Source organism: Caulobacter sp. DWP3-1-3b2, assembly GCF_049896325.1.
GTDB lineage: Bacteria > Pseudomonadota > Alphaproteobacteria > Caulobacterales > Caulobacteraceae > Caulobacter.
Window position 1 is genome coordinate 175,393 of the sequence record NZ_JAFCUB010000002.1, and the last position, 22,935, is coordinate 198,327.

Annotated in this window: 10 protein-coding genes and 3 pseudogenes; 4 read left to right on the plus strand and 9 right to left on the minus strand. The window is 64.0% G+C overall.

Going from position 1 to position 22,935, the window contains the following annotated elements; all coding sequences use genetic code 11:
- Positions 1–63: 63 nt before the first annotated feature.
- Positions 64–1,031 (plus strand): annotated as a pseudogene (locus ACP7AG_RS02285) (integrase core domain-containing protein).
- A gap of 62 nt (positions 1,032–1,093) precedes the next feature.
- Here ACP7AG_RS02285 and ACP7AG_RS02290 read toward each other — a convergent pair.
- Positions 1,094–1,708, minus strand: a pseudogene (locus ACP7AG_RS02290) (helix-turn-helix domain-containing protein); the annotation flags it as partial.
- A 110-nt stretch (positions 1,709–1,818) separates the two neighbouring features.
- Between ACP7AG_RS02290 and ACP7AG_RS02295 the strand changes: the two are divergent.
- Positions 1,819–2,833 (plus strand): annotated as a pseudogene (locus ACP7AG_RS02295) (IS481 family transposase).
- Positions 2,834–3,004: 171 nt separating this feature from the next.
- On the opposite strand, the gene ACP7AG_RS02300 reads toward ACP7AG_RS02295, so the two are convergent.
- The 4 genes from ACP7AG_RS02300 to ACP7AG_RS02315 all read right to left on the minus strand — a co-directional run bounded on the left by ACP7AG_RS02300 (position 3,005) and on the right by ACP7AG_RS02315 (position 14,395).
- Positions 3,005–11,614 carry a GH36-type glycosyl hydrolase domain-containing protein gene (locus ACP7AG_RS02300; RefSeq protein ID WP_426029650.1) on the minus strand — a complete coding sequence of 2,870 codons (8,610 nt, stop codon included), beginning with the start codon at positions 11,612–11,614 and terminating at the stop codon, positions 3,005–3,007.
- Between the two features lie 93 nt (positions 11,615–11,707).
- A complete protein-coding gene (locus ACP7AG_RS02305; RefSeq protein WP_426011358.1) occupies positions 11,708–11,902 on the minus strand; it encodes a hypothetical protein in 195 nt (64 codons plus the stop codon).
- A gap of 515 nt (positions 11,903–12,417) precedes the next feature.
- Positions 12,418–13,350: a diacylglycerol/lipid kinase family protein gene (locus tag ACP7AG_RS02310; protein ID WP_426029651.1), complete on the minus strand. Its 933-nt coding sequence runs from the start codon at positions 13,348–13,350 to the stop codon at positions 12,418–12,420.
- Between the two features lie 163 nt (positions 13,351–13,513).
- A complete protein-coding gene (locus ACP7AG_RS02315) occupies positions 13,514–14,395 on the minus strand; it encodes a hypothetical protein (RefSeq protein WP_426029652.1) in 882 nt (293 codons plus the stop codon).
- Between the two features lie 1,194 nt (positions 14,396–15,589).
- Here ACP7AG_RS02315 and ACP7AG_RS02320 point away from each other — a divergent pair.
- A complete protein-coding gene (locus tag ACP7AG_RS02320; RefSeq protein ID WP_426029653.1) occupies positions 15,590–15,841 on the plus strand; it encodes a hypothetical protein in 252 nt (83 codons plus the stop codon).
- A 792-nt stretch (positions 15,842–16,633) separates the two neighbouring features.
- On the opposite strand, the gene ACP7AG_RS02325 is transcribed toward ACP7AG_RS02320, so the two are convergent.
- Entirely contained in the window at positions 16,634–18,640 is a 2,007-nt protein-coding gene (locus tag ACP7AG_RS02325) for a protein-L-isoaspartate(D-aspartate) O-methyltransferase (RefSeq protein ID WP_426029654.1), read from the minus strand.
- A gap of 377 nt (positions 18,641–19,017) precedes the next feature.
- On the opposite strand from ACP7AG_RS02325, the gene ACP7AG_RS02330 reads away from it, so the two are divergent.
- Positions 19,018–19,272 (plus strand): CBS domain-containing protein, encoded by a 255-nt coding sequence (locus tag ACP7AG_RS02330; protein ID WP_426011352.1) that lies wholly within the window; start codon positions 19,018–19,020, stop codon positions 19,270–19,272.
- 63 nt (positions 19,273–19,335) lie between these two features.
- Here ACP7AG_RS02330 and ACP7AG_RS02335 read toward each other — a convergent pair whose 3' ends face one another.
- The 3 genes from ACP7AG_RS02335 to ACP7AG_RS02345 all read right to left on the minus strand — a co-directional run bounded on the left by ACP7AG_RS02335 (position 19,336) and on the right by ACP7AG_RS02345 (position 22,681).
- Positions 19,336–20,490, minus strand: coding sequence for a sensor histidine kinase (locus tag ACP7AG_RS02335; protein WP_426011351.1), 1,155 nt, complete (start codon positions 20,488–20,490; stop codon positions 19,336–19,338).
- Between the two features lie 174 nt (positions 20,491–20,664).
- Positions 20,665–22,266: an RAD55 family ATPase gene (locus ACP7AG_RS02340; RefSeq protein WP_426011350.1), complete on the minus strand. Its 1,602-nt coding sequence runs from the start codon at positions 22,264–22,266 to the stop codon at positions 20,665–20,667.
- Position 22,267: 1 nt separating this feature from the next.
- The gene (locus ACP7AG_RS02345) at positions 22,268–22,681 is read right to left on the minus strand and encodes a hypothetical protein (RefSeq protein ID WP_426029655.1); all 414 of its coding nucleotides are present in this window, start codon (positions 22,679–22,681) and stop codon (positions 22,268–22,270) included.
- Positions 22,682–22,935 lie beyond the last annotated feature (254 nt).

Sequence of the window (22,935 nt, forward strand, 5' to 3'; positions counted from 1 at the left end):
GGCGGCGCCGGAAATTCGGACAGTTGGCCAAGGTAGGTTCGACCTCGATGAAGGGCGGACTTTATGACTGGGAAGCGGAAGCGGTACGCGGCTGATTTGAAGGCCAAGGTGGCGCTGGAGGCGTTGAAGGGGGAGCTGACCCTGTCGCAGTTGGCGGCGAAGCACGGCGTCCATCAGACGATGATCGCGGCGTGGCGCAAACAGGCCATCGAGGGGCTTTCCGGGGTGTTGTCGGGCAAGGCCGAGGCGACCGAGGGGAGGCGATCGATGATCGACCCCAACGACCCGAAGATCTCGATCCAGCGCCAGTGCGCCCTGGTGTCGATCAGCCGCTCGGCCTTCTACTACCAGCCGCCGGGCGAGACCCCGCTGAACCTGGCGCTGATGCGGCTGATCGACGAGGCGTTCCTGGAGACGCCCTGGTACGGCTCGCGCCAGATGGCCCGCCATCTCCGCCGCCAAGGCTACAGGGTCGGCCGGATGCGGGTGCGCAGGCTGATGGCCAGGATGGGCCTGTCGCCGATCTATCAGAAGCCGCGTACGACGATCCCGCACCCGGAGCACCGGGCCTGCAAGTACCTGCTGCGCGGGCTGACCATCGACAAGCCCAATCAGGTCTGGTGCGCCGACATTACGTACATCCCGATGCGGCGGGGCTTCCTGTACCTGGGCCGCCAGAGATCTTCCACACCGACCAGGGCAGCCCGTTTACCTCGCCCCGCTTCGTCGACGTGCTGAAGGACGCCGGCGTGCGGGTCTCCATGGACGGCCGCGGCCGCTGGATGGACAATGTCTTCATCGAGCGGCTCTGGCGCAGCCTCAAATATGAGTGCGCCTACATCCACGCCTTCGAGACCGGATCGGAGACGCGGGCCGGCCTGACCAAGTGGATCGGCTACGACAACACCAACCGGCCCCACTCGGCTCTTGCCGGGGCCACCCCCGACGAGGCCTGTGGCCAAATCCAGGCGCCGCCCTATCCGGGGCTCGCCCCGGATAGGGCCAACCTCGAGCCCAAACTGGCGGCGTGATCTGAACCCGAACCAACCTTGGCCAAGCCGCCAAACCGTGCGGAGAACCGGCGCCACCTCACTGTGCCGTGGCGCTTGTCGTCGTGGCTATGGCCGCTGAGCGCCCGGCCGTTGGGCAATTTCAGGGCCTGAATCGACGGCTTGTCGTCAACACAGATCACCACCGCATTTTCGGGCGGCGCCATGTGGAGCCCGACCACGTCTGCGGCCTTGGCCACGAAATCCGGATCGCGGCTCCCGCACCAGGACTTGCTGGCCGCCAGGTCGAGCTTTTGTGCGCGCAGCACCTGCCAGACGTGCTGGGCATGCACATCCCCCAACGCGGCGGCGATCAGCGGCCCCGTCCAGCGGGCGAACCCCGCCGGCGGCGGCCGATCCAAAACCGCCAGAACCCGCCGTCCGGTATGGTCGTCGTACTTGGCCAGCGGCCCGGGGCGCGGCCTTTCCGCCAGTCCCGCAAGCCCCTCACGCGCACAGCGACCGCGCCAAAGGCTCACCGTGCGCGGCATCACCGCCACCGCCTTGGCGATCGAACGCGTCGAGCGCCCTTCGTCAGCCAGCGACACTATCCGTGCCCGAAGCACGTCACGCTGCTGCGACGTCGGGGCCCGAACCCGAGCCTCCAGAACAATACGATCTTCCGGACGCAACCGGACCACAGCAGCCTTGGGAACCATCCCCAACGCTGAATCCTGAATCAGGCAATCGGGGAAGCTGGTAATAGGTGTGTAGTCCCGGAATCTGATGGTGCATCATCGGTCCTGTCTCGTCAGGAGGAGGATGGCCTATGGCAAGCGTTCTTCACGGCGGCGCCCGCACGACACCGCGTGTTCGAGCCGAGTTCCAAGCGTCGCAAGAGAGTAGCCGGACCCTTGCCGCCCGCTACGGCGTGAACCCCAAGACGGTACGCAAGTGGCGCCAGCGCACGACGACGGCCGATGCGCCTATGGGGCCGAAGGTTGCCAAAAGCCGGTTCTGACGCCGGCCGAGGAAGCCATCGTGGTGGCCTTCCGGCAGAAGACGCTGCTGCCGCTGGACGACGTGCTCGGCTGCCTGAGGGACACCATTCCCAACCTCAGCCCCAGCGCTCTGCACCGCTGCCTGCAGCGCCACTGCATCTCCCGGCTGCCGGTCGAAGAGACCAAGGACAAGCGCAAGCGGTTCAAGACCTACGAGATCGGCTATGTCCACATCGACAGCTGCGAGCTGCGCCATGCCGACGGCAAGCTGATCATGTTCCTGGCCATCGACCGGGTCTCGAAGTTCACCTACGTCGAGTTCCACGACAAAGCCGGCAAGATGGCAGGCTCAGCCTTCCTCAGGAACCTCGTGGAGGCCTTCCCCTACAAGATCCATATCGTGCTTACCGACGACGGCATGGCCTTCGCCGACCTGCCCACATATCGCGATAGCCAAGGCCACAGCTCCGCCGGCGGTCACATCTTCGGCCGCGTCTGCATCGAAACCGGTATCGAGCATAGGCTGACCAAGCCCTACTATCCGTGGACCAACGTCCAAGCCGAGCGGATAAACCGCACCATCAAGGACGCCACGGTGAAGATTTACCACTACGACGACCTGGAAAGCCTCAAGGTCCATGTCGTGGTCTTCGTCACCGCCTACAACTTCGCCAAGCACCTGAAGTCCTGCGATGGCGAACACCCTACCAAGTGATCTGCGAGGCCTGGACGAAAGGCCCGTCAATCTTCAAGATCAACCCGCGCCACCTCATTCCGGGACCCTACAGATCTAATCCAAACGACTGCCTATCAACTTGCGAGGAGGGGGTCGTCCACATATGAGGTGAGCCCTGGATCGACATCGCCTAACATCAGCTTCTATCTCCTTTGGCTCCCGCGTCCCGCACCTGCGGCCTCTGATGCGGATCGAATTGGCCTGCCCGTCACCACTCAGGGCCCCGGGCCGCCATCGGATTGATGAGGTCCACGGTCTCGCCTTGCAGCCCTGATCGATCACCCGAGCCGGACGACGAGGCGATGAACGGCGCCGTCGTCATCCAGGGGGACTGACACCGGCCTCGCCGCGATCGCCACGCCATCGAATTCGGCGACCGCGACCCCCCGCTGCACGCCCTGCGGGTTTTCGACCGTGATTTCGTAGTGTGACGCACCATGACGTAATGTCATATTGAAGCCAGGCCAGGACCCTGGGATACAGGGGTCGAGCCGTAGCAAGCCGCCTTCAATCCGAAGCCCAAGGATGCTCTCGACGCCAGCGCGCTGCATCCAGCCGGCCGAGCCCGTGTACCAAGTCCAGCCGCCCCGCCCCACGTGGCCTGGTGCGGCGTAGACATCGGCCGCGACCACATAGGGCTCGACCTTATAGCGATGCATGTCGGTGCGTGTACGAGCGTGGTTGATCGGGTTAAGCAGCCCGAAGAGGGCGGCGGCCTTGTCGCCCTCCCCCAGGCCCGCGAAAGCCATCACGGACCATAGGGCGGCGTGGGTGTACTGCCCGCCGTTCTCGCGCAGGCCCGGCGGATAGCCCTTGATATAGCCGGGGTCGGGCGCCGAATGATCGAACGGCGGCGTGAACAGCAAGGCCAGTCTGTCGTTTGGCAGAATCAATTCGCGATCAACGGCTTCCATCGCCTGGGCCGCGCGGTCCGGCCGCGCAGCGCCGGACAGGACCGCCCACGACTGGGCGATGGAGTCGATGCGGCACTCCTCGCTGGTCGCCGAGCCGAGCGGGGAGCCATCGTCGAACCAGCCTCGCCGATACCAGTGGCCATCCCAGGCCTCGCGTTCAAGGGCGTCGCTCAGCGCCTTGGTGTGCGCCCGCCACTTCGCGACTCGCGCCTTGTCACCGCGGGTCATAGCGACGTCTGCGAAGTCGCCCAGCGCGGCGTACAATAGCCAGCCGAGCCAGACGCTCTCACCCTTTCCGCCCTCCCCGACGCGGTTCATGCCGTCGTTCCAATCGCCGCCGCCGATCAGCGGCAGTCCGTGGCGGCCGACCGCCAGACTGGCGTCCAGGGCGCGAGCGCAATGTTCGTAGAGGCTGCCGAGTTCATCACTTACGGTCGGCAGGAAGAAGCTGTCGCCCTCGCCCGGCTCAAGCATCGGACCGGTCAGGAAGGGTCGCACTTCATCCAGTATGGCGGCGTCACCAGTCACCTTGATGTAGTGCGCCGCTGCATAGGCGAGCCAGGCCCGATCGTCCGAGATCCGCGTCCGCACGCCTTGGCCGGAATGAGGCAACCACCAGTGTTGGACATCGCCCTCCCCGAACTGCCGGCTCGCGGCTCTCAGCAGGTGCTCACGGGTCATCGATGGCCGCACCGTGGCGAGGGCCATGCAGTCCTGCAACTGGTCGCGGAACCCGTAGGCCCCGCTGGCCTGGTAGAACCCCGACCGGGCCCAGACCCGGCAGGCAAGGGTCTGATAGGTCAGCCAGCCATTGAGCATGATGTCCATCGACCGGTCGGGGGTCTTCACCTGAACCGTGCCGACGATATCGTTCCAGAAGACCCGGACGTCGGAGAGCACCGTGTCCAGATCGGTCTCGCGGTAGCGGGCGATCAGTGACCGCGCCTCGGTCTCGTCCAGAGCGTCGCCGAGGAAGAAATCGATCTCGACGACTCCGTTCGGCGCAATCTCGACCGTGGTCTGTAGAGCGGCACAGGGGTCGAGGCCGGAGCCGACCCGCCCCGAAAGCAACGTGCCGTTGGCCAGGACCGCAGGCCAAGCCAGCGTCCCATTTCGGCCGATAAACTCTCGCCGGTCACCCGTCCAGGCCGTCTGGCGTCCCGCAAGATCGGCGAAGGCGACCCGTTCGCCAAACGCCGGGTTCCACGGATTGTTCGCAAGTATCGCACCGCTTTCAGCATCGACCCGCGTCGTTACGAATGCCGCCGCTGCCGCCCGTGAGGGTCCGAGCACCCACTCGACATACGCTGTCACCGAGAGGCGCCTTGCGCGGCCAGTGAGGTTGCGCAGTTTCAGCCGGGAGATTTTCAGCGGGTCGGCGAGCGGCACGTACTCCAGCAGCTCGGCGGCGATCCCGTGAGAGGTATGCTCAAACCGGCTATACCCCCAGCCATGCCGCGCAACATAGGTCGCCGCTTCATCCCTGATCGGCAGCGCTGTGGGGCTCCACAGATCTCCGCTATCCTCGTCTCTCAGATAGAAGGCCTGACCAGGTCGGTCGGTCACCGGGTCATTCGACCAGGGCGTTAGCTGATGTTCGCGGCTGTTCACCGACCAGGCGTAGCCGCCACCCTCCGCCGACACCTGGAAGCCGAAGCCTGGATTGGCGATTACGTTGATCCAGGGGGCGGGCGTTGACTGGCCTGGCCCCAGGATCGTCACATATTCTCGGCCGTCTTCGGCGAAGCCACCAAGTCCGTTGAAAAATTCCACTCCCGGCGCCGGACGCGACACTTGAAGCTGGGAGGTGGCGAGAGGACGCCGTGGAGGGACGCGTCGCGCAAGCCCGGCGTCTGAAGCTCGCTCGAGTTGATCGACCAGCCGCCCGCGGTCGCCTACCAGTACGACCCGCGCGACCGACCCAAGGAGGGCTCGGGCCTCGGGCGGAACAAGGTCCGACCGAAGCATGAAGGTGTGCCCAGGTGGCCGCTTGTCGCCGATCTGTGGCCGGGACTGGCTCGCCCTCACCAAGGTCTCAAGCGCGATCTGCAGTTCTTGTACATAGGATGAAGCGCGCTCGTTGAGGATCACTAGATCGACCGCGAGTTGCTTCATCCGCCAATACTCGACGGCCTGAAGCGCCTCCTTCACGAGACCCAGCTGATGGACGTCATCGATCCGGACTAAAATGATCGGCAAGTCGCCGGAAATCCCCAGAGACCACAGACCCGGCTGACCGCCACTCCCGCTGCCGATGGTCTGAGATGGCGGACGCAGCATCGGCGCGGCGTAGAGCATGTGACCGGCAAGACGCTGGTACTGGCCCGCTTCGTTTCGATTGATGCCAAGGTGGTGTAATTGCACTTGGGCCTGGGTCCAGGCCAGAACCGCCGTGCGCTGGAACGCGCCCACGTCATGGTGCTTGTCGACCAGATCTAGCGCCGCTTCGCGGGACGAGGCGACCATCGTCCAGAAATCAATGCGAGCTGTCGCCCCGGGCGCGATCCGTACACGCCGGCGCAGTGCGAAGATTGGATCGAGCACCGCGCCGGTGGCGCCTGAAAGCGGCCGGCCGCTCATGATAGCGCCGGGCGCACGAATGCTGCCGCCACGACCGAGGAATCGCGCTCGGTCTGTCTCAAACTCACGTTTGCCCACGGCCTCGCCATCGACAACCGCCAAGTGCGCTGCCCAGACCTGAGGCTCCGTCGGCGACCGCTGCCGCCGCGTAGCGAGAATGGCGCCCAATCCGGCGAGGTGCTCGGTCTCGATGAACAGCTTGGAGAAGGCCGGGTGCGCCACGTCAGAGGCCTGGGGCGCCAGAACCAGTTCGGCGTAGGATGTGACCTCGACTTCGCGGGCGCTATCGCTGAGGTTTGAGATCGTCACCCGGCGCACCTCTGCGTCGTCTTCCGCAGAGACAAGCACCTGGAGATTGGTCGCGAATGCCCCGTCTCGGCGGGCAAACTCGGCCCGATCCTCGTTGAACGTGACCTCGTAAGCCTCCGGCTCGCTCCCGATCGACTGGTACGCCGCCGTCCAGACGTCCCCGTTGGCGACGTCTTTCAGAAAGACGTACGAGCCCCAGTCATCGCTGGTGGCGTCCTCTCGCCAGCGGGTCACCATTAGATCCCCCCAGGCGCTGTAGCCAGATCCCGCGGCCGTCAGCATGACCGCGTAGCGGCCGTTTGACAGCAACTGCGTGGCGGGGGTGGCGCTATGCGGGCTGGTGTTGCGCCAAGCAGCAGGCCCTTCAATCTCGCGGACCTTCGCTTCAGAGGTGGTCTCGGAAACCAACGGCGGCGTCGCGGTAACCTCGCGAGGCGCCCGCTCCTGCAGAAGGAGCTCCGTCGCCTGCACCATGCGCTCTGCGTGGAAGCGGCTGCGCATCAAGCCATCCAGCAGGGTATCGGCGATCGCAGTGATCGTCATACCCTGGTGGTGCGCCATGAAAGCGCTCACTAAGGCGACAGTCCCGCCGTCCGGGATCCGGGCCGGGGTAAAGTCCAGCGCTTCGACGAATCCATAGCGACCGCGCGCGCCGAGAGCTTCGAGGCGCTCGAAGTTGCGCGCTGCCGCCTGAGGATCGATCATGCAAGCAAGGGCGGTGGCGTAAGGCGCAACGACGGCGTTGTCGGCGAGCCCGCGTTTTAGGCCGAGGCCAGGCACGCCGAAGTTGGAATACTGATAGGTTAAGTCGAGGTCGCGCGCATTGTAGGCAGATTCCGATACGCCCCACGGGGTCCCCCGTGTCGCCGCGTAGTCAATCTGACGGCGGACGACGAGCCGATTGGTCTGTTCGACAAGGCTGTCCGCCGGCGCCCTCATGACGATGGACGGCATCAGGTACTCGAACATCGATCCGGACCACGAGATCAGCGCCGCGCCATTGGCCACCGGCGTCACAGCGCGGCCCAGGCGAAACCAGTGGCGGGCGGGCGCGTCGCCCTTAGCGATCGCCATGAAGCTTGCCAGCCGAGCCTCAGAAGCAAGGAGGTCGTAACAGCTCGGATCTAGCGCGCCCTCGGACGGCAGATACCCAATCGATAGCAGAAGGCGGTCGGGGTCGATCAGAAAGCCAAATTCCATCGCCATCGCCATCGACCGCGCGGCATCTTCAAGCGCCTGAAGTCTTGCTACAAGCGGAGCGGCCAAAGGCGCCCGGCGATCACGCCCATGACTTTCAATGCAGGCGCCTACGGCGTCCGCCCAGAACTGCAGATCCGCGCCAGCGTCGTCGTGTTCTTCAAGGACAATTTCACGAACCGCGTCCCCCAGGATCGCAGCCTGCTCCGAGAATTTCTCAACACGCCCTTCAACCGTGCCGCCGAGCGCGGTTGCTTCAAGCAGACCGCCCGCGAGACGTTCGATCTCTTCGCCTAGCCTCCGCAACGACACGTCTTGCGATTTGCGCAGATCGCGCAGATCGCGCAATCGACGTGCCTCGTCCCGGACCAAGTCTAGAGCGTCGGCGACACCTTGGAACCGCCGCTGTTCTGGTAACGTGTCCCCTCGCCATTGACCGCAGGCGTTGGCCAAAGCGATCAGATGTCCGGCCAGATTGCCGCTATCGACCGAGGATACGTACTGCGGATCGAGCGGACGCAAGTCACGCGTATCATACCAATTGTACAGGTGACCGCGATGCTTAGCCATGCGAGCCATGGTGGCCAGGGTCGCTTCCAGCCGATCTACGGCCTCGACGGTTCCGATCCAGGCGAAGTCCCGCGCGCTAGCGACCGACAACAGGTAAAGGCCGATATTGGTTGGTGAGGTCCTGTGGGCCACCACAGGCTCCGGCGATTCCTGGAAGTTGTCTGGCGGCAAGGCATTTTCGGCGGGCGTGACGAAGTCCTCGAAGAAGCGCCATGTCCGTCTGGCGATCAATCGCAAGGACCGGGCGTCCGCCTCGGCCAACGGACGCCGGCCCAATACCCGAGGCGAGAGGCTCGCCCAAAACGCCACCGCCGGGGAGGCGAACCAGGCGAGCGCAAACGCCAAGGCCAGGGGCCAAGTGCCGTGGCCCCAAATCCACGCCACGCTGATGGCTGCGGCGCCGGTTAGCACCGCGCCGCCCATCCGCTTGTAGGAGCCGCGCACCCCCAAGCTAGAACCCGACGCCGCCTGGGCCGCCGGTACCCATTCGAGCAGGTGGCGGCGGGTCAGCGCGAGGCGGATCAGGGTGCGGGCGATGGCGTCTCCCATCAGCCAGGCTTGGTCCGCGAGAAAGACGATCATCAGGCCGACCTGGATAAGCGCGACACGAATCTCCGCGTCCAGGGCGCGGAGATTGCTGCGAAGCGCCACGCCGGGCCGACGCGGGACGAGCCCGATTATCACCGGGATTAGGGGCGGCAGGGCCATCGTCGACAGGATGAAGATCGTCCAGGTCGCGGCGGCGTGGATGGGAAGGGCCCAACCGGCGATAAGCGCGATGACGATCGAGGGCGCAGAGAGCGAACGTCGGACATTGTCGAGCATCTTCCAGCGCCCGATAGCGGGAACGCCGCGTCGCGGCCGATGGGAGGCCCCCTTCGGCCCGCGCCCAACGATCCATGGCAGAAGTTGCCAGTCCCCCCGGACCCAGCGATGGTGACGCTGGGCGGCGACCTCATAACGGGCGGGAAACTCCTCCACGACTTCCACGTCCGAGGCGAGTCCAGCGCGGGCGAAAATCCCCTCGAACAAGTCGTGGCTGAGGAGGCTGGATTCGGGGACACGGCCTGCAAGCGCCGCCTCGAAGGCGTCTACATCGTAGATGCCCTTACCCGTGTAAGACCCTTCGCCGAACAGGTCTTGGTACACGTCGGACACGGCGGCCGCGTAAGGATCAATGCCGGAAGCGCCGGAGAAGATACGAAGGAACAGCGAGCCCTCGCGCCCGACCGGAAGCGCCGGCGTCACCCGCGGCTGCAGCACGGCGTAGCCCTCGACGACCCGGCCTAGCTCAGCGTCGAAGCGCGGTCGATTGAGAGGATGGGCCATCTTGCCGATGAGTCGACCGACGGTCTCGCGCGGGAGGCGTGTGTCTGAGTCGAGGGTGATGACGAAACGGACACTTGATGGCACAACAGGCGGCGAGAGAAATGTCGTGTTCGAAGCACCGCGAAGAAGCCTATTGAGTTCACAAAGTTTTCCGCGCTTACGCTCCCAACCGATCCAGCGTCCTTCGCCCTTATTCCAGACCCGCCGCCGGTGCAGCAGCAGGAAGCGCTCTCCGCCCGCAGCTGGCCCGTACCGTCGATTCAGACGGTCGATGCCTTCCTTGGCTGCGGCCAATAGTTCTTCGTCGCCCCCTACGTGCTCGCTCGTCGCGTCGGACCAGTCCGACAGCAGCGCAAAGTGGAGGTCCCCCGGGGGGCTCGCCAGGTAGTGAACCTCCAGGCGGGCGACCAATTCCCCGACCTCCGAGAGCGAAGTCAGGAGAGTGGGCACTGCCACCAGCGTGCGGAGATCCGCGCTGATCCCGCCACGTAACGCCATCGCTGGCAGCAGGGTGGCCCGAAATCCTTGCGTCACCACGTGGTTCACGATGGCGACGGCGACGTCCACCGCCGGGATCAGTCCCAGAACCCCAAGCACAAGTAGCGAGGTCGCGCCGAGGCCGCTTGCGGCCGCGATGGCTAGAGGAATGGCCAAGAGACTGGCTGCGACCGCGGCGCCCGCGGCGACATAGCCTCCGATCCCCAACGTGCGATAGAACTGTCCCGGCCAGGCTTGGGCAGGCGGTCGAAAGCCGATCGCCGCTTCGAACCCGGCCCGACCTCCAGCGATCAGATAGTAGCCTGGGTCGGCCATCCGAGCGTCGCTCGCATCTTGGTCGGTCTTTAGCGCTCGTGACGCAGCCGCCACGGCCCGATGCGCGACTTCAAGTTCGGTGAGATCGGAGCTGCGTGCGAGGTGCTCGACGGCGCTGCGGTAGAGATTTCGTGTCGGGAAATCCATGTCCCCAAAGGGGCTTCCGGCCTCAAACACTTCATCGACCAGGCTGACGCGCTCGAACAGCTCCGTCCAATCCACGTCAGAGATCAGACGCATGCTGGTGATGATGTTTCGCACTGTGACACTGCCGGACACTTGCCTCTGGTGCTCATCGCGGACGACGGCGTCAGCGGTCGTTCCCGCTCGTCGAAGTTGTTCTTCGAGCCAGTCTAACGCCGGTGAGATGCTAGGATCCTGATCGCGGAGCCGCTGGACTAGTTGCACCAGAAAGGCGTCGGGGAAGGTCATTTTGGGATGCGACTGAAGGACAGCCGCGGCCGGTTCAGGTTCACGGCCCCTGGCACCCAGTAGTCGGTCAGCCAGTATGTCGGCGCTCCGGCGACCGGCGCGGCTGTCCATGACTCGCTTGGCGATCCGTCTGAGGTTTTCGACAAGAACGATCCGGAGCGTGATGGCGACGGCCCAAAGCTCGCCGATGGTCAGCGGCTGAACTTCTTGGTAGGCGCGGAGGTAGCGACGCAGGATTTCGGGATCGAAGAGACTGTCGGTATGGGCCACGAACGCCCAGGCCACCCCGAAGACCCGCGGGTACCCCGCCAAGGGCCCCCCTGCAAGTTTGGGCAGCTGCCGATAATAGCCCGGCGGCAGATCGCCCCGGACTTCACGAATCTGCTTTTCGACGACATGGAAATTGTCGATCAACCATTCGGCTGCGGGCGTGATGGCTGCGCCCGCGTCGATTGCGTCAGAGACGTCACGGTAGGCTGACAGGAGCACAACCTCGTTGTCGGCGAGCCGCTTCGCGAGCGAAGCGCCCTTCACCTCGCGAGGCGTCACGGCCTGCGCGGACGCCAGGCTTCTCGCGTGCTCCTCAAGCCGATCGACGCTGAAAAGTTCGGCGCGGATGGGGGCTCCGTCGTCCCAGGGGGGTCTCTGTCGAGCGCTTGCGAGCAAGCCGTGGAGCGGAGCGATCAAATCCGACCCGTGGCGCAGTCGGCGCTCGCGCGAGGGAGCATTTGTCTCGTAACGCATGATGTTGCAGGCCCTCTACCGGGCGGGGAGTCATTGGTGCGCCACAGTCCTACCCAGCAACTGCGGCGTTGCGCTCTTTGTGGGCGGGCTAACTCAACCCCGCGCCCGCTCATGGTGATCGGAGGGTTCGACGACCACCTCAGTACGCTCGCCGTGACGGCCGATCGCATCGGCGATGCAGTTCGCCTCTCGAACGGCCAAATCCCTTGACCAAAATGGCGTCGACATGCCCTCACCCAGCCGAATGGCCCATCCGTGCCTCTCTTTGACGACGTTGAAGGTGATCATCGCGCAGGACCTCTATTGGCTGGTGGTTTAGCAACGCGCGACCTTGGCAAAGGCTGCTGCGGGTAATCCCAGCGCAAGTAAGCGTCGTGCTGCGCGAGCCGCTTTGATTCACGTCGACAGGCATTAGGGCCAGGATGACTCCGAAGATGCGGCTCGGTCCGTGGCGATCGCCGGTTCGTGTCGTTCCGGGTTCCTTACGTGAAGCGGCACAGACCATGGAGGCGCCGGATTAGCGTCGTGACCACCAAGCGTCGAGACCCGATCTGGCTGTCGATACCGATCGATGATGGGCTTGATCGAAATCATGGTGGGCGCCTACAAGATGACCTCGACTGGCCGGCGTTGCGGCTCTCTTCGTGGAATGGCTGCACGACCAGCCGCTACGGACACGTGCGCATTCCAGTGATCGTGGGCAGCCGTACCAGGCAATGGTGGGCACCGATTCCACGTGATCGTGGGCGGTCTGGAGCCTGACCGACGGTGGCGTCATCGCGAAGACGTCATCGCCTACATTCTCAACCTAGGGAGCGCCCCCGCTTGAGTTGTGCAGGATCCGGCAGTGTACGGGGGACTAGGGCGTTGAAAGCCGCCTGCACCAAGTCCACGATGGCGACTTTGCCTAGATCGACGGTTTCGCCGTCGAGAACCGCCGACATGGGCTCGTCCGATCGTACTTCCACGTGCCGGACATTGGCGCTCCGGATCATTTGATCTGCTGCCGCCCCCGGAATAACTTTTCGTAGCGCCAGCATTAGGGCGTCGAGAGCCCCATCGCGCGTGATCACTGCAACGCGGAAGGCCACGATATCGGGTTTTAGGCCCATCGGCTTTAGCGGACATCCAACATACACGACCTGCGCCTGGCCGGATTGGCCTTCGAAATCGTAGTGCAGGGATCCCTCGAAACTCTTGCCAATCGCCTCAAGGCCTTCGCGAACAGCCTCGCCGATATCGCCATCCCGAAGGGCCTCGCGAGCTTCGGCGAACAGGGAGATATTGCCGATGATGGCGGAAACAAAAAACGGCTTCTCCCCTATGCGTCCGCCGCCAATCGATTGCACGGTAGGCGCCGCTAGTGTTGCGCCCAGCGCGTCTTGCCAACTGAGAGCGCCATAGAGGGCCTTGGGTAGTCTGTTCATCGTCCCGCCGGGAAGTGGGACCAGGTAAGGGCCACCAATCGGAAACGCCTCGGCGGCGGCGCGGTGCGTGCCATCGCCTCCCAACACGATTAGGACGGCGAGCTGAAGAGACCGGGCCTCCTGCAATGCGGCGTCCACGGCCTCGCCCCGGACACACCAGATCTTGGCTACCCGGCAGCCCATCTCCTTCAGCACGGCTTCCAACTCGTTTTCGAAACCGGGTGCGTAGCCACCGCTCGACGTATTGACGAGCGCGCCAATGCGCAGCGTTGGGACGCTAAGAGGCGTCAGATCCATGGTGAGAAGCACACCCATTTTCGTCCAAGTATAACCGGAGCAGGAGGCAAACTTCCAGGTTCGTGGGAAGTAAGAAACTTTGACCCATGAAAAACCTGCGCGCCCTCATCGGCGGATGCTCTCAAGCAGCGCTGCATCGCTCGGCGGGGCAAAGACGCGCCTAGGGGTGACCTGGCTAGTGGACCAGCAGCAGGTTGAAATCGCCTGCGGGCTGCAGCAGCATGTCGTCGGTGGCGCCGCCGAAAAGGGCCTCCATGGCGCGCGCATGGCTGAACGCGCCGGCGATGAGCACATCAGCGCGGGCTTGCCGCGCGGCTGCGCCCAGGCCGCCGCCACGGCTCAGCCCAGACTGGCTAACGGCAAGGATGTTTTTGACGCCGTGGAGCTTGAGGTAGGCCCCCAGACTTGTCAGGTCTGCGGCGAGACGATCGGTGGCGCTGATGTGGTCGGCATCCTGCAGGAGGACTACCTTCGATGCGGCGGTCAGCAGCGGCAGAGCAGCACGCACCGCGCGACCGGCTCCTTGGCTTCCATCCCAGGCGATCGCGGCGACGCCATGTTCGGGCGCCACCCGGCGCGCGATGTAGAATGGCAGCCTGGCCTGCATCAACGCCCCAGAAACCAGGCCGCTCCAGAGCCCTAGGCTCTTGAACGTCGATTGGCCGACGATGATGAGATCGCAGAGCGGAGTCTCGCCCAGCATGTCCGACTCGGCCATCGACCGCTCCGGTAGTAAGACAATGCGACCGTCGGCTGCGTCGAGTGTAAGGCCCTCGCGCTTGGACGTCTCGCAGACCAACGCCTCGGTCTTGCGACGAGCGTCGTCATTGGCCTGCTGGATGAGAGCGACGATCTCCTGGCTGACATAGCCGCCGGACATTCCAACCGAGAACATCAGGCTGGAGACCGCGGGCAGGGCCAGCATGGCCCTCACTTCGCCGCCTTGTCCGCGGACAAACTGCGCGCCAGCGGATAGGACGACGGCATCGTCGGGGCCGCTGGTCAGGATGGCGAGAATGCTGGCATAGGTCAGGGCGGTCGCTCCTGCTTCATTCACTCTTCTACCCCTGGCTCCCACCCTGCCTTGAGCGACATCAAGCGCTTGGCCTGACATCTACTGAATGCTGAGCCGGAGCGGCGCGGGGAACCGCTTCAGCCCAACCCAAAGCTGATGGTCAGAAATCTAAGCTACTCTCACTGCACCCGCCCATGCTCGGTGGAGAGTGGCCATCGGATCGATGGCCCTGGCGGCGGGTTCGCGCCAGAAATAGCCAGATGCCCGCTCGCCAAAAGCCGATGCTGGCGATGCGCCGAGATGCTTTTAATACTTCTGCGGTGACCTTCCCAACGGCTTCCTGGGCTTCCTTGACCAATGTCTCGGAACCGTTCTCAGGCGCGTTTCCGGTCGTGGCATCGACCCCGACCTCGAGCTCCTTGCCATGGCTACGAGCGTGATTTTGGCCTGGGCTGCGAGTTCGTGGCCCTTCAGCGTCGAGGCCGGAGATGCAGCGTTCGCGGCGGCGGCGGTCATGCTAACGGAGGCCAGGGGCACGAGCAGAAGACGGTTCATTGGCAATCCGACCCTGTTGGAGGCTGCCTGGATGCGTTCCTTGAAACCAGGCCATAAAACGAGGCCATAAGCGAGTTAAGCGCCACAAGCGGGATCGCTCAGGGCAAGCGGCACCTCCACTGAACTCTCCGATTTCCCCCTGGTTCCCTATCTTGGTGCGCGACGCTCCGATCGAGCGCCACCGCCAAGGCGGCCCCGAGGCTGCGCCAGTCGGGCATGGCGTTGACGGCCAGGATCACCAAGGCCAAGGGCCCGCAAAGCGAAAGCAGCGCCCGTATTCGCGCGCGCCATCCTGCGGTCGTCGCGAGGCTGGCGAGGGCCAGCAGCGCCAAGGCCTGGGCCCCAGCCACGACCAGCACGACCAGGGTGAGGCTCTGGCCGTTCGGCGCATCGCGGATGCGCCAGCAGGGCGCCGAAGCCGCTAGTCAAGCCGCCTCAGGCGAGCAGGGCGAAACTGTAACAGCGACGCCGAGGCGCCGCTCGCCAGCGGAGCGGCCAGCGCGACGGTTGGAAAGATCCAGCGCGGGTCAAGGCATAACCGCCGCGCCGATCGTCGCTTCACCCGTCGCGCCCCATGATCCGAGGGGCGTCGATGGGCATGTCCGCAAGGATAGGCATCGGGAAGGCTCCTTGGACGTCCTAGGGCTAGCGAACGCTCAGCGGCCGAATGGCTGGCTCGTGATGGGGCTGACGAAACTGCCGCAGTTGGCAGCCGGCCGCCGACGCCACGGCCAGAACGACAAGACCCGCGACCAAAGCGGCTTGAAGCTTGAAGGAAGGCCGGCGGGTCATCGTTCGGTTCTCCCGTCCCAGGGCCTTGTTGACCTGCGCATGACCGTCCCTTCGCCGACGGCGGCCTGCACCGACACCGCGCTCAAGGTCAGGACGACGGTCGCGAATGCGGCGATATTCAAGATGACGAAGGCCAGTTGAAGAACGGTCATGACGCGAACCTCCTGTTCGTTGTCCGATGATCTCGCCGCGCCGCGCCGATGAACTTGATCTTGCTCAATCGCGGAAAAAAAACTTGGCCGCCGCAGGCGCTGTCGGCGCTCCGCGAGACGGCTTCTCAATGCGCCGCCTTCCCCAGCTTGGTCCCAGGCCGAGGATCAAGGCTCCGGAGAGAGGCCTTCAACTGAGCAACTTCCTCGTCACCCAGTTCGACCGTCGGCAAGCGCGGATGGCGTTCGGCAGAGCCCTCCCCGGGTTGCGGCTGGGCGCCAGCATGCCTTCGGTCAGGATCTGGTCAAGACCGCCTGGCGGGCAGCGCCGATACAAGGTCGCGAACGGCGGCGCATCGGCCAGCGGGCTGGGCCGGGCGTCCACGGCATGGCAGATCCCGCAATCGCACTGGGCGATCGCCTGGCGCCAAAACGTCTGCGAAGACCGCAGCGGCTTGGGTTTGGCGAAGCTTGGGCCGCCATGCCCAGGACCAAGATGGCGACCAGTCCAGCGCCAACCGGCCTTCGATCTCGCCGCGCGCCATGCGGTCGAAGATGCTGTTGATATTGTCCGGCCCTTCGGCGTGGACGGCGCCCGTGCCATGGTCCGCGAGCGTCACTACATCTGCCGTCGCCTTGCCTGCGTCTATAGCATTTCCCGACCTGACTGCGTCAGGCCGTACACCCCCCGTGTCGTCGTCAGGCGGGAGCCGTTGCTGAGGGGAGCCCTGCCGTTGAGACACAGCAGGCCTCTCTTCCTCGTCAGATCAGAAGGTCGGGTTGATCAGAGACCAAACGGCCAGGTTTCGTCCTCGCCTTCCAACTGGCGCGTGGGCAGGGGCGTGACAGCAGTAGTCTCGTCGAACCAGACCCAGGCGTCGAACTGCTGCGGCAGGGAACAGCCCGAATAGTGGCTCCAGCGCTCGGTTTCCGGCCGGTAGATAACGCCGATGAAGCGTTCCAGCTTGGGAGCGAGCAGAAGCTGTCGCAGCGGTTCATGCACACCCTCGCGCAAGTCGAGGAGGAAGCGTCTGACCCCGCTGTCGTGGGCCAGGCGCTCGTAGCTGTCGGGTCGTGAAGGGTTGATGGGCTTGACCTCCATCGGCTCGCCCCAGTCGCTGGCGCAGGCGACCGTGCCGGCATGCGTTCCAAGGCCGATCAGGGCGGCGTCGCGGCCAAAGCGCTCGCGGCACAGCTGGCCGATGTTGAGCTCTTCCCGGACCAAGCCCATTTCGGTCTTGGACGCATCGCCGATATGCGAGTTGTGGGCCCAGACCACCGCCTTGGCGTCCGGTCCCTTGGCGTCGAGGATGGCGCAAAGCGTTTCGAACATATGAGTGTCGCGCCGGTTCCAGCTCGCAGCGGCGCCGTAATACATTTCGCGATAGTAGGCCTCCGCGTTCTTGACCAGCCGCGCGTTGGCGCTGGCGTCGAGGAAGCTGTCGCCGTCTTGGGCTGTATACTCGAGGCGTCGCTCCAGCATCTCCGTCAGGGTCCTGACCACGTCCTGTTCGCACCGCGAGTAGCCGGCGGTCAAAGCCATGCGACCATAGCCCTGCGGCTCCGTGGCCCAGGGCGTCAGGCAGCCATATCGTTCGCGCGCGACCTTGGCCGCCTCGGGATCGACCCGGTCTAGGTAATCCAGCACGGCCTGGATCGAGCCGGACAGATTGTACAGGTCGAGGCCGTAGAAGCCCGTGCGCGCTTCAGCCGGCCGCCCCTCGTTCCAGCCGCGCATCCACTCGATGAAGGCCTCGACATCGGTGTTGCGCCACATCCAGGTCGGAAAGCGCCGGAATGGCGGCTGCGCATGCGTCGGCGACGGGCGCTGGCGGACGTAGCGATCCAGGCTGGCCGCATCCGGCCAGTCCGCTTCGACCGCGACGATCGTAAAGCCGTGATGCTCGACCAACCGGCGGGTAATGGCGGCGCGGGCGCGGTAGAATTCCGAGGTGCCGTGGCTGGCCTCGCCGAGCAGCACCACGCGCGCCTCGGAGAAACGGTCAAACAGCGAGCCGAAGGCAGGGTCGTCGAGGTCTGGCAGCGGCTCGGCGGCCGCGCGGATCAGCGCCGAGATTGAAGGCTCCGGCTCAACCTTGCGGAAGCTGCGTGGCTCGGCGTCCCGGCGGGGCTCATTCTTAGCCTCCGGCCAGCCATGCTCGCCGATCAGCGGAACGAAGCGGACCCCGCCCAGGTCGTCCTCCTCAAAATGGCTGGCGCTGACCCGGGTGATCTTGACCAGGCGCTGCTCGGCCTGGCTCTCGCCTACCGGCATGACCAGACGCCCGCCCAGGTCGAGTTGGTCCTTCAGCGCCTGAGGGATCGCCGGACCGCCGGCTGCCGCCAGAATCGCGTCGAACGGTCCCGCCTCGGGCCAGCCACGCGTGCCGTCGCCGGTGCGCAGTTCGACGTTGTCATAACCCAGACGCTGCAGGCGCTCTCGGGCGAGTTCTGTGAGGGCGTCGTGGCGTTCGACGGCGAAGACCTGGTCGGCGATTCGGCTCATCACCGCTGCCGCATAGCCTGACCCGGCGCCGATCTCGAGCACCCGGTCGCCTGGACGGATCGCGGCGGCCTGAACCATCAGCCCGACAATATAGGGCTGGGAGATGGTCTGTCCGGCTTCGATCGGCAGCGGCGAGTCTTCATAGGCGAACTCCTGCAGGCCTTCAGGCACAAAGATCTCGCGTGGGACCTCGCTCATCGCCGCCAGCACGTAGTCGTCATTCACCCCGCGACGCCGAATCTGGCGATCGACCATCAACTCGCGGGCATGGGTCAGATCCAACATGGCGGAACCCTCAGGGACTTGCTTCGGCGGCGCTGTTCAGAATCGACGCCGCCGACGAGACCGGCGTTGTTCTCGACACCGCCCTCCACCGTGTTTTCGCCCTTCAGAATGTCCGGGGCCTCACCAGCGATGGTCGCGTCCCTCAAGCGGCCGCTGCCCGCCGATGCCGGCCGGCAGCGTGTTGGGCGCGCGGCCCGAGGCAAGTGCCTGTTCATGACGTCCTCCTGGTGGCTTTCGCGAGGCCACCGAGCCAAGGCAAGGCACAGGTCCGCCTCGACCTCCGCTCTATCGAAACGTGTACTGATCCATGTTGTCGTCTCTCAAGTGTCTGAACGGTTGCTTCATCAGGCAGTTCTGGTCAGCGAAGGACAATCGACATGAACGTCAGCGAATGCATGAGCACCGATGTGCGCGTCTGCGCGCTGGACGACACCATCGGGGACGCGGCGCGGACCATGAAGGAGAACGACGCCGGTCTCTTGCCGGTCGGTGAGAACGACCGATTGGTGGGAATGTTCACCGATCGGGACATGGCAGTCCGGGCCATGACCGAGAACTCTGCCGCCGGCGCCCTCCACGACGAGCGTCATGTCCAAGGCAATGGGCGGCTGATCCTCGGCCACGAGGACTGATAGTGGTTGAGCAATTAAGGCGCCGCGACGCGAAGTTGGAAAACGTCGCATACGGGTAAGCGCTCAAAGTGCCAAACGTTCCGTTTCTGCTGAAAGAAGGGCCACCAACCCATCGGGATTCCAGTGGAAAATCAGGTCCCCGCGGAGCCCCCCGTTGACGCTTCTGCGGGCCAACACGCTGCCGAAGCCCTCTCGGTCGGGCGGGGCCTCGATCACGGGTCCGTCCTTCTCTTGCCACGAGAGAGCGAGGCGGCCCTCGGCCACCGCCCACGAAATGCGGACACGCCCGCCGGGGACCGAGAGGGCGCCGTACTTGGCTGCGTTCGTCGCCAACTCATGCACGACGAGCGCGACGTTCGTGGCGGCCTCCGCGCCGATCGCGATCTCCGGCCCGTCGATTTCGGTGCGCGCGCCTTCGCCCGTCCCCGCCGGATCGACGTAGGGCGAGAGCACGTGCCGGACCAATTCGCCCAAGGTGGTTTCCCGCTTTTCGGCCGGGGCCGCCGCAAGCCGCGGTCTGATCAACTGGTGGGCGCTGGCGAGCGCGCCGAGCCGGCCTTGAATTGTCTCGGCCAGTTCCTTGGGCGTGGTCGCCGACTTGGCGCTCAACGCCACCATTCCCCCAACGATGGCGAACAGGTTTTTGACCCGGTGATCCATCTCTTTGAGGAGCAGATCCTGCTGCTCCTCATGATGTTTGCGCAGGCTCACATCGAGGAAGATCACACCGATTTTCAGGACGGCCCCATCCAAGAAGCGAAAAGCGAACAACTCCAGTGTCCGCCCTTGCGACGCCAGCTCGCGCTCGAAACGAATCGGCTCTCCCGTCGCCATGACGGCGTCGTAGGTGTCGAACCACTCCTGGGGCTCGTCAGGAAACGCTTCCCGAATGGTCTTGCCGACGACGCCGCCGACACCAGTTTGTTTCTCAAAACCGGCATTGGCGGAGAGGTAGCGGAAGTCGCTGGGCGCGCCGGCGCGGGTAACGAGCTTTTCGAGTGTGCAGAAGCCCTCGTCGATGAACTCGAAGAGCATCCGAAATCTCGCCTCGCTCGCGCTTAGCGTTGCCTCCGCTAGCTTTCGCTCAGTGATTTCGAGTTGCAGTCTAACGTTCAATGCGTCTGCTGTGTCGACGAATTCTTGCTGGCGCAACGAACTGAGGATCAGCGCCTCGTTCATCGCGATCGTATTTTTATGGAACTGCGTGGCTTCAGTCATTTGGGTCATCGGCCCGACGAGAGGCTCGTCTCCCAACGTGTATACCACAACCGTGAGGCAGCGCCGGAAAATCGAACGGGCGGCTAGGCTTGGCTACCCCCCTCCTGTCGAGGGTAAGCGCGGCCCGGATGGCCTGCCAGAGACCGGACCTCAAGTCTATTTGCTGCCAGGCTTCTATTTCACAATCCTCGCCTTCGCCTTCGGCTTCGCCCCAGCCTTCGGCTCCGGAGGGGGCTCTGCTTTTTGCGCCGGGCTCGGGCCGGTTCGCGTGGGAATTCCGGTGGTCAGTCCGTCATAGTCGGTGGATCGCGGCTGGATGACGACCACGCCCTTGTCGGTGATGACATACTCGCGGATGTCTTTGCTGTGATTGCCGCCGCGCATCTTGATCACGACCATGACCTTCCGTAGCTGGCCGTCGATTTCCACATAGCGCATCCTGATGATGTCATCGGTCAGGAACGAGATCGTGTAATGGCTGAAGGAAAACCCGGTGAACGTATCCTCGATTTCGACGGTGCTGAGAATCGTGACCCCGGCTCCCGTCAACGCCACGATCAGCCGGTACAGCGACTCGCGAAAGTCCTCGCGGAAACCGGGCGCCAGCGCCATCTCGAGACTGACCAAAGAATCGATCACCAGACGTTTCGCGCCGACCCTTTCGACGGCGTCGAGAATCTCTTGCATGGTTTCATCCACCGAAAGGTCGAGCGGACGAAGGTAGATGATTTCCAGCTTTCCCTTCTCCAGCGGCGTCTTCAAATTCAAACCAAAGCCGTCGGCGCGATCGGCATAGCCTTTCGGTCGTTCTTCGAAGATCGCCATGATCCCCGGCTCGCCATTGCGCAGCCCCGCGGCGATGAATTGGGTGGCCAGCGCCGTCTTGCCCGTTCCCGACGGCCCCGCGATGAGCAGGCTGTCGCCTTCGAGAACGCCGCCGCCCATCATCTTGTCCAAATCGGGAATGCCCATTGAAAGCCGCCGGGGCTTGGCCGGCTTCCCCGTTTTGGGGATGAATCCCAGCGTGCGCGAGAAGGCTTGCAACCCGTCGTCGTTGATGCGGACGGTGTGCAGTCCCGGCACCGAACCGGACCCGCGCACTTTCAGGATTTGCAGTTTTCGCACCACGGAATTTCTTTCCACCTTCTGCGAAAGCCAGAAGAGGCCGTCAGCGATGGTGAACAGCGGATTGCCTTGGGTCTCTTCCTGCCCAAATTCGCCGACCAAAAACGTCGTGGCTTCCCAACTGGTTAGAAACTGAGTGAGCTGCTGAATGAACGATTGCATCTCCATTTCACCGGCGGCGGCCTGTGGTTTGCGCATCACGGTGCGAAAGGAGTCCACCACCACGACGCCCGGATTGGTCGCTGTGACCTGCTTAATAATTTCAGCAAGGACCGCATCCAGGTTCTGATTCAACACCAGGTCGCTGAGATTGATGAAGCGGACGGCCTTTCCCAACTTGGATCCGTCGAAGAATGAAAACTGCTGTTGGTAGCGCAACATTTTTATGGCGGGCTCACCGAGGACGGTGAAGAAGAGCGCGGGTTTTTCCGCCGTCGCGTTGGCGAAAACGATCTGATGGGCCATCGTGGTCTTGCCGCAGCCGGGCAGGCCGGCGATGACGTTGAACGAAAATTCCGGAACGCCGCCGCCCATGATGTCGTCGAGGCCGCGAACGCCGGTCGGCAGTTTACGGATCGCGACCTTTGCCGGTTGGCTCGCGGCGTTGTCCGTCAGTTTGCGGGTAGCTGCGGGGTTAGGTTTCTTTGCCATCTTAGTCTTCCGGGACCAACTGAAAGCCGTTGACGTTGTTCAACAACTGCAGTGTTAAATTTTCGCCAATGAGAGTTACTAGCAACCCTAGCAGCCGGGCAAGCAGAACAAGCCCGCCAGTAGCGATTTCTTCTGGGTTCGCTTGGGCTTCAACTTGGTTCAGCCCTTCGAAAGAGCAATCCGCTTTGACATTCAGATCACTCAGCCAAGCAACTTCCGCGCTAGCCAGCACGAGGGCGCGCGAAATGAGCGCGCGAAACCCTGCGGCGCCCATGAGTGCGCCAAAATGTGGATTCAACGTCTCTATGACGACAAAGCCCGCAGTGGGTTTTGATTGAGAATACGCATTTTGGCCCATCTCATAGGCGATGAGACGCTCAGCGTAGATACGCAGCTTCGGAGTAGTTCGGTTCATTCAGGAACATGCTCGAACGCGGCGCTATTCAGAGAAAACCTTGCTCGCGATCGAGGTGAGGGCATTGAGCGTCCAGCTGACTTCGTTGACATACTACGGCCGCCTCGGGACAGGTCAGTCTTCACCTTGCACCATTAAAACGCGGACTACTAATTATAGTGCTGCCCTAGACAAACAGCGGGCTTCGGGTTGAAGCCGGAAGGGTCTGAGGTGGCGCCGGTTCTCCGCACGGTTTGGCGGCTTGGCTAAGGTTG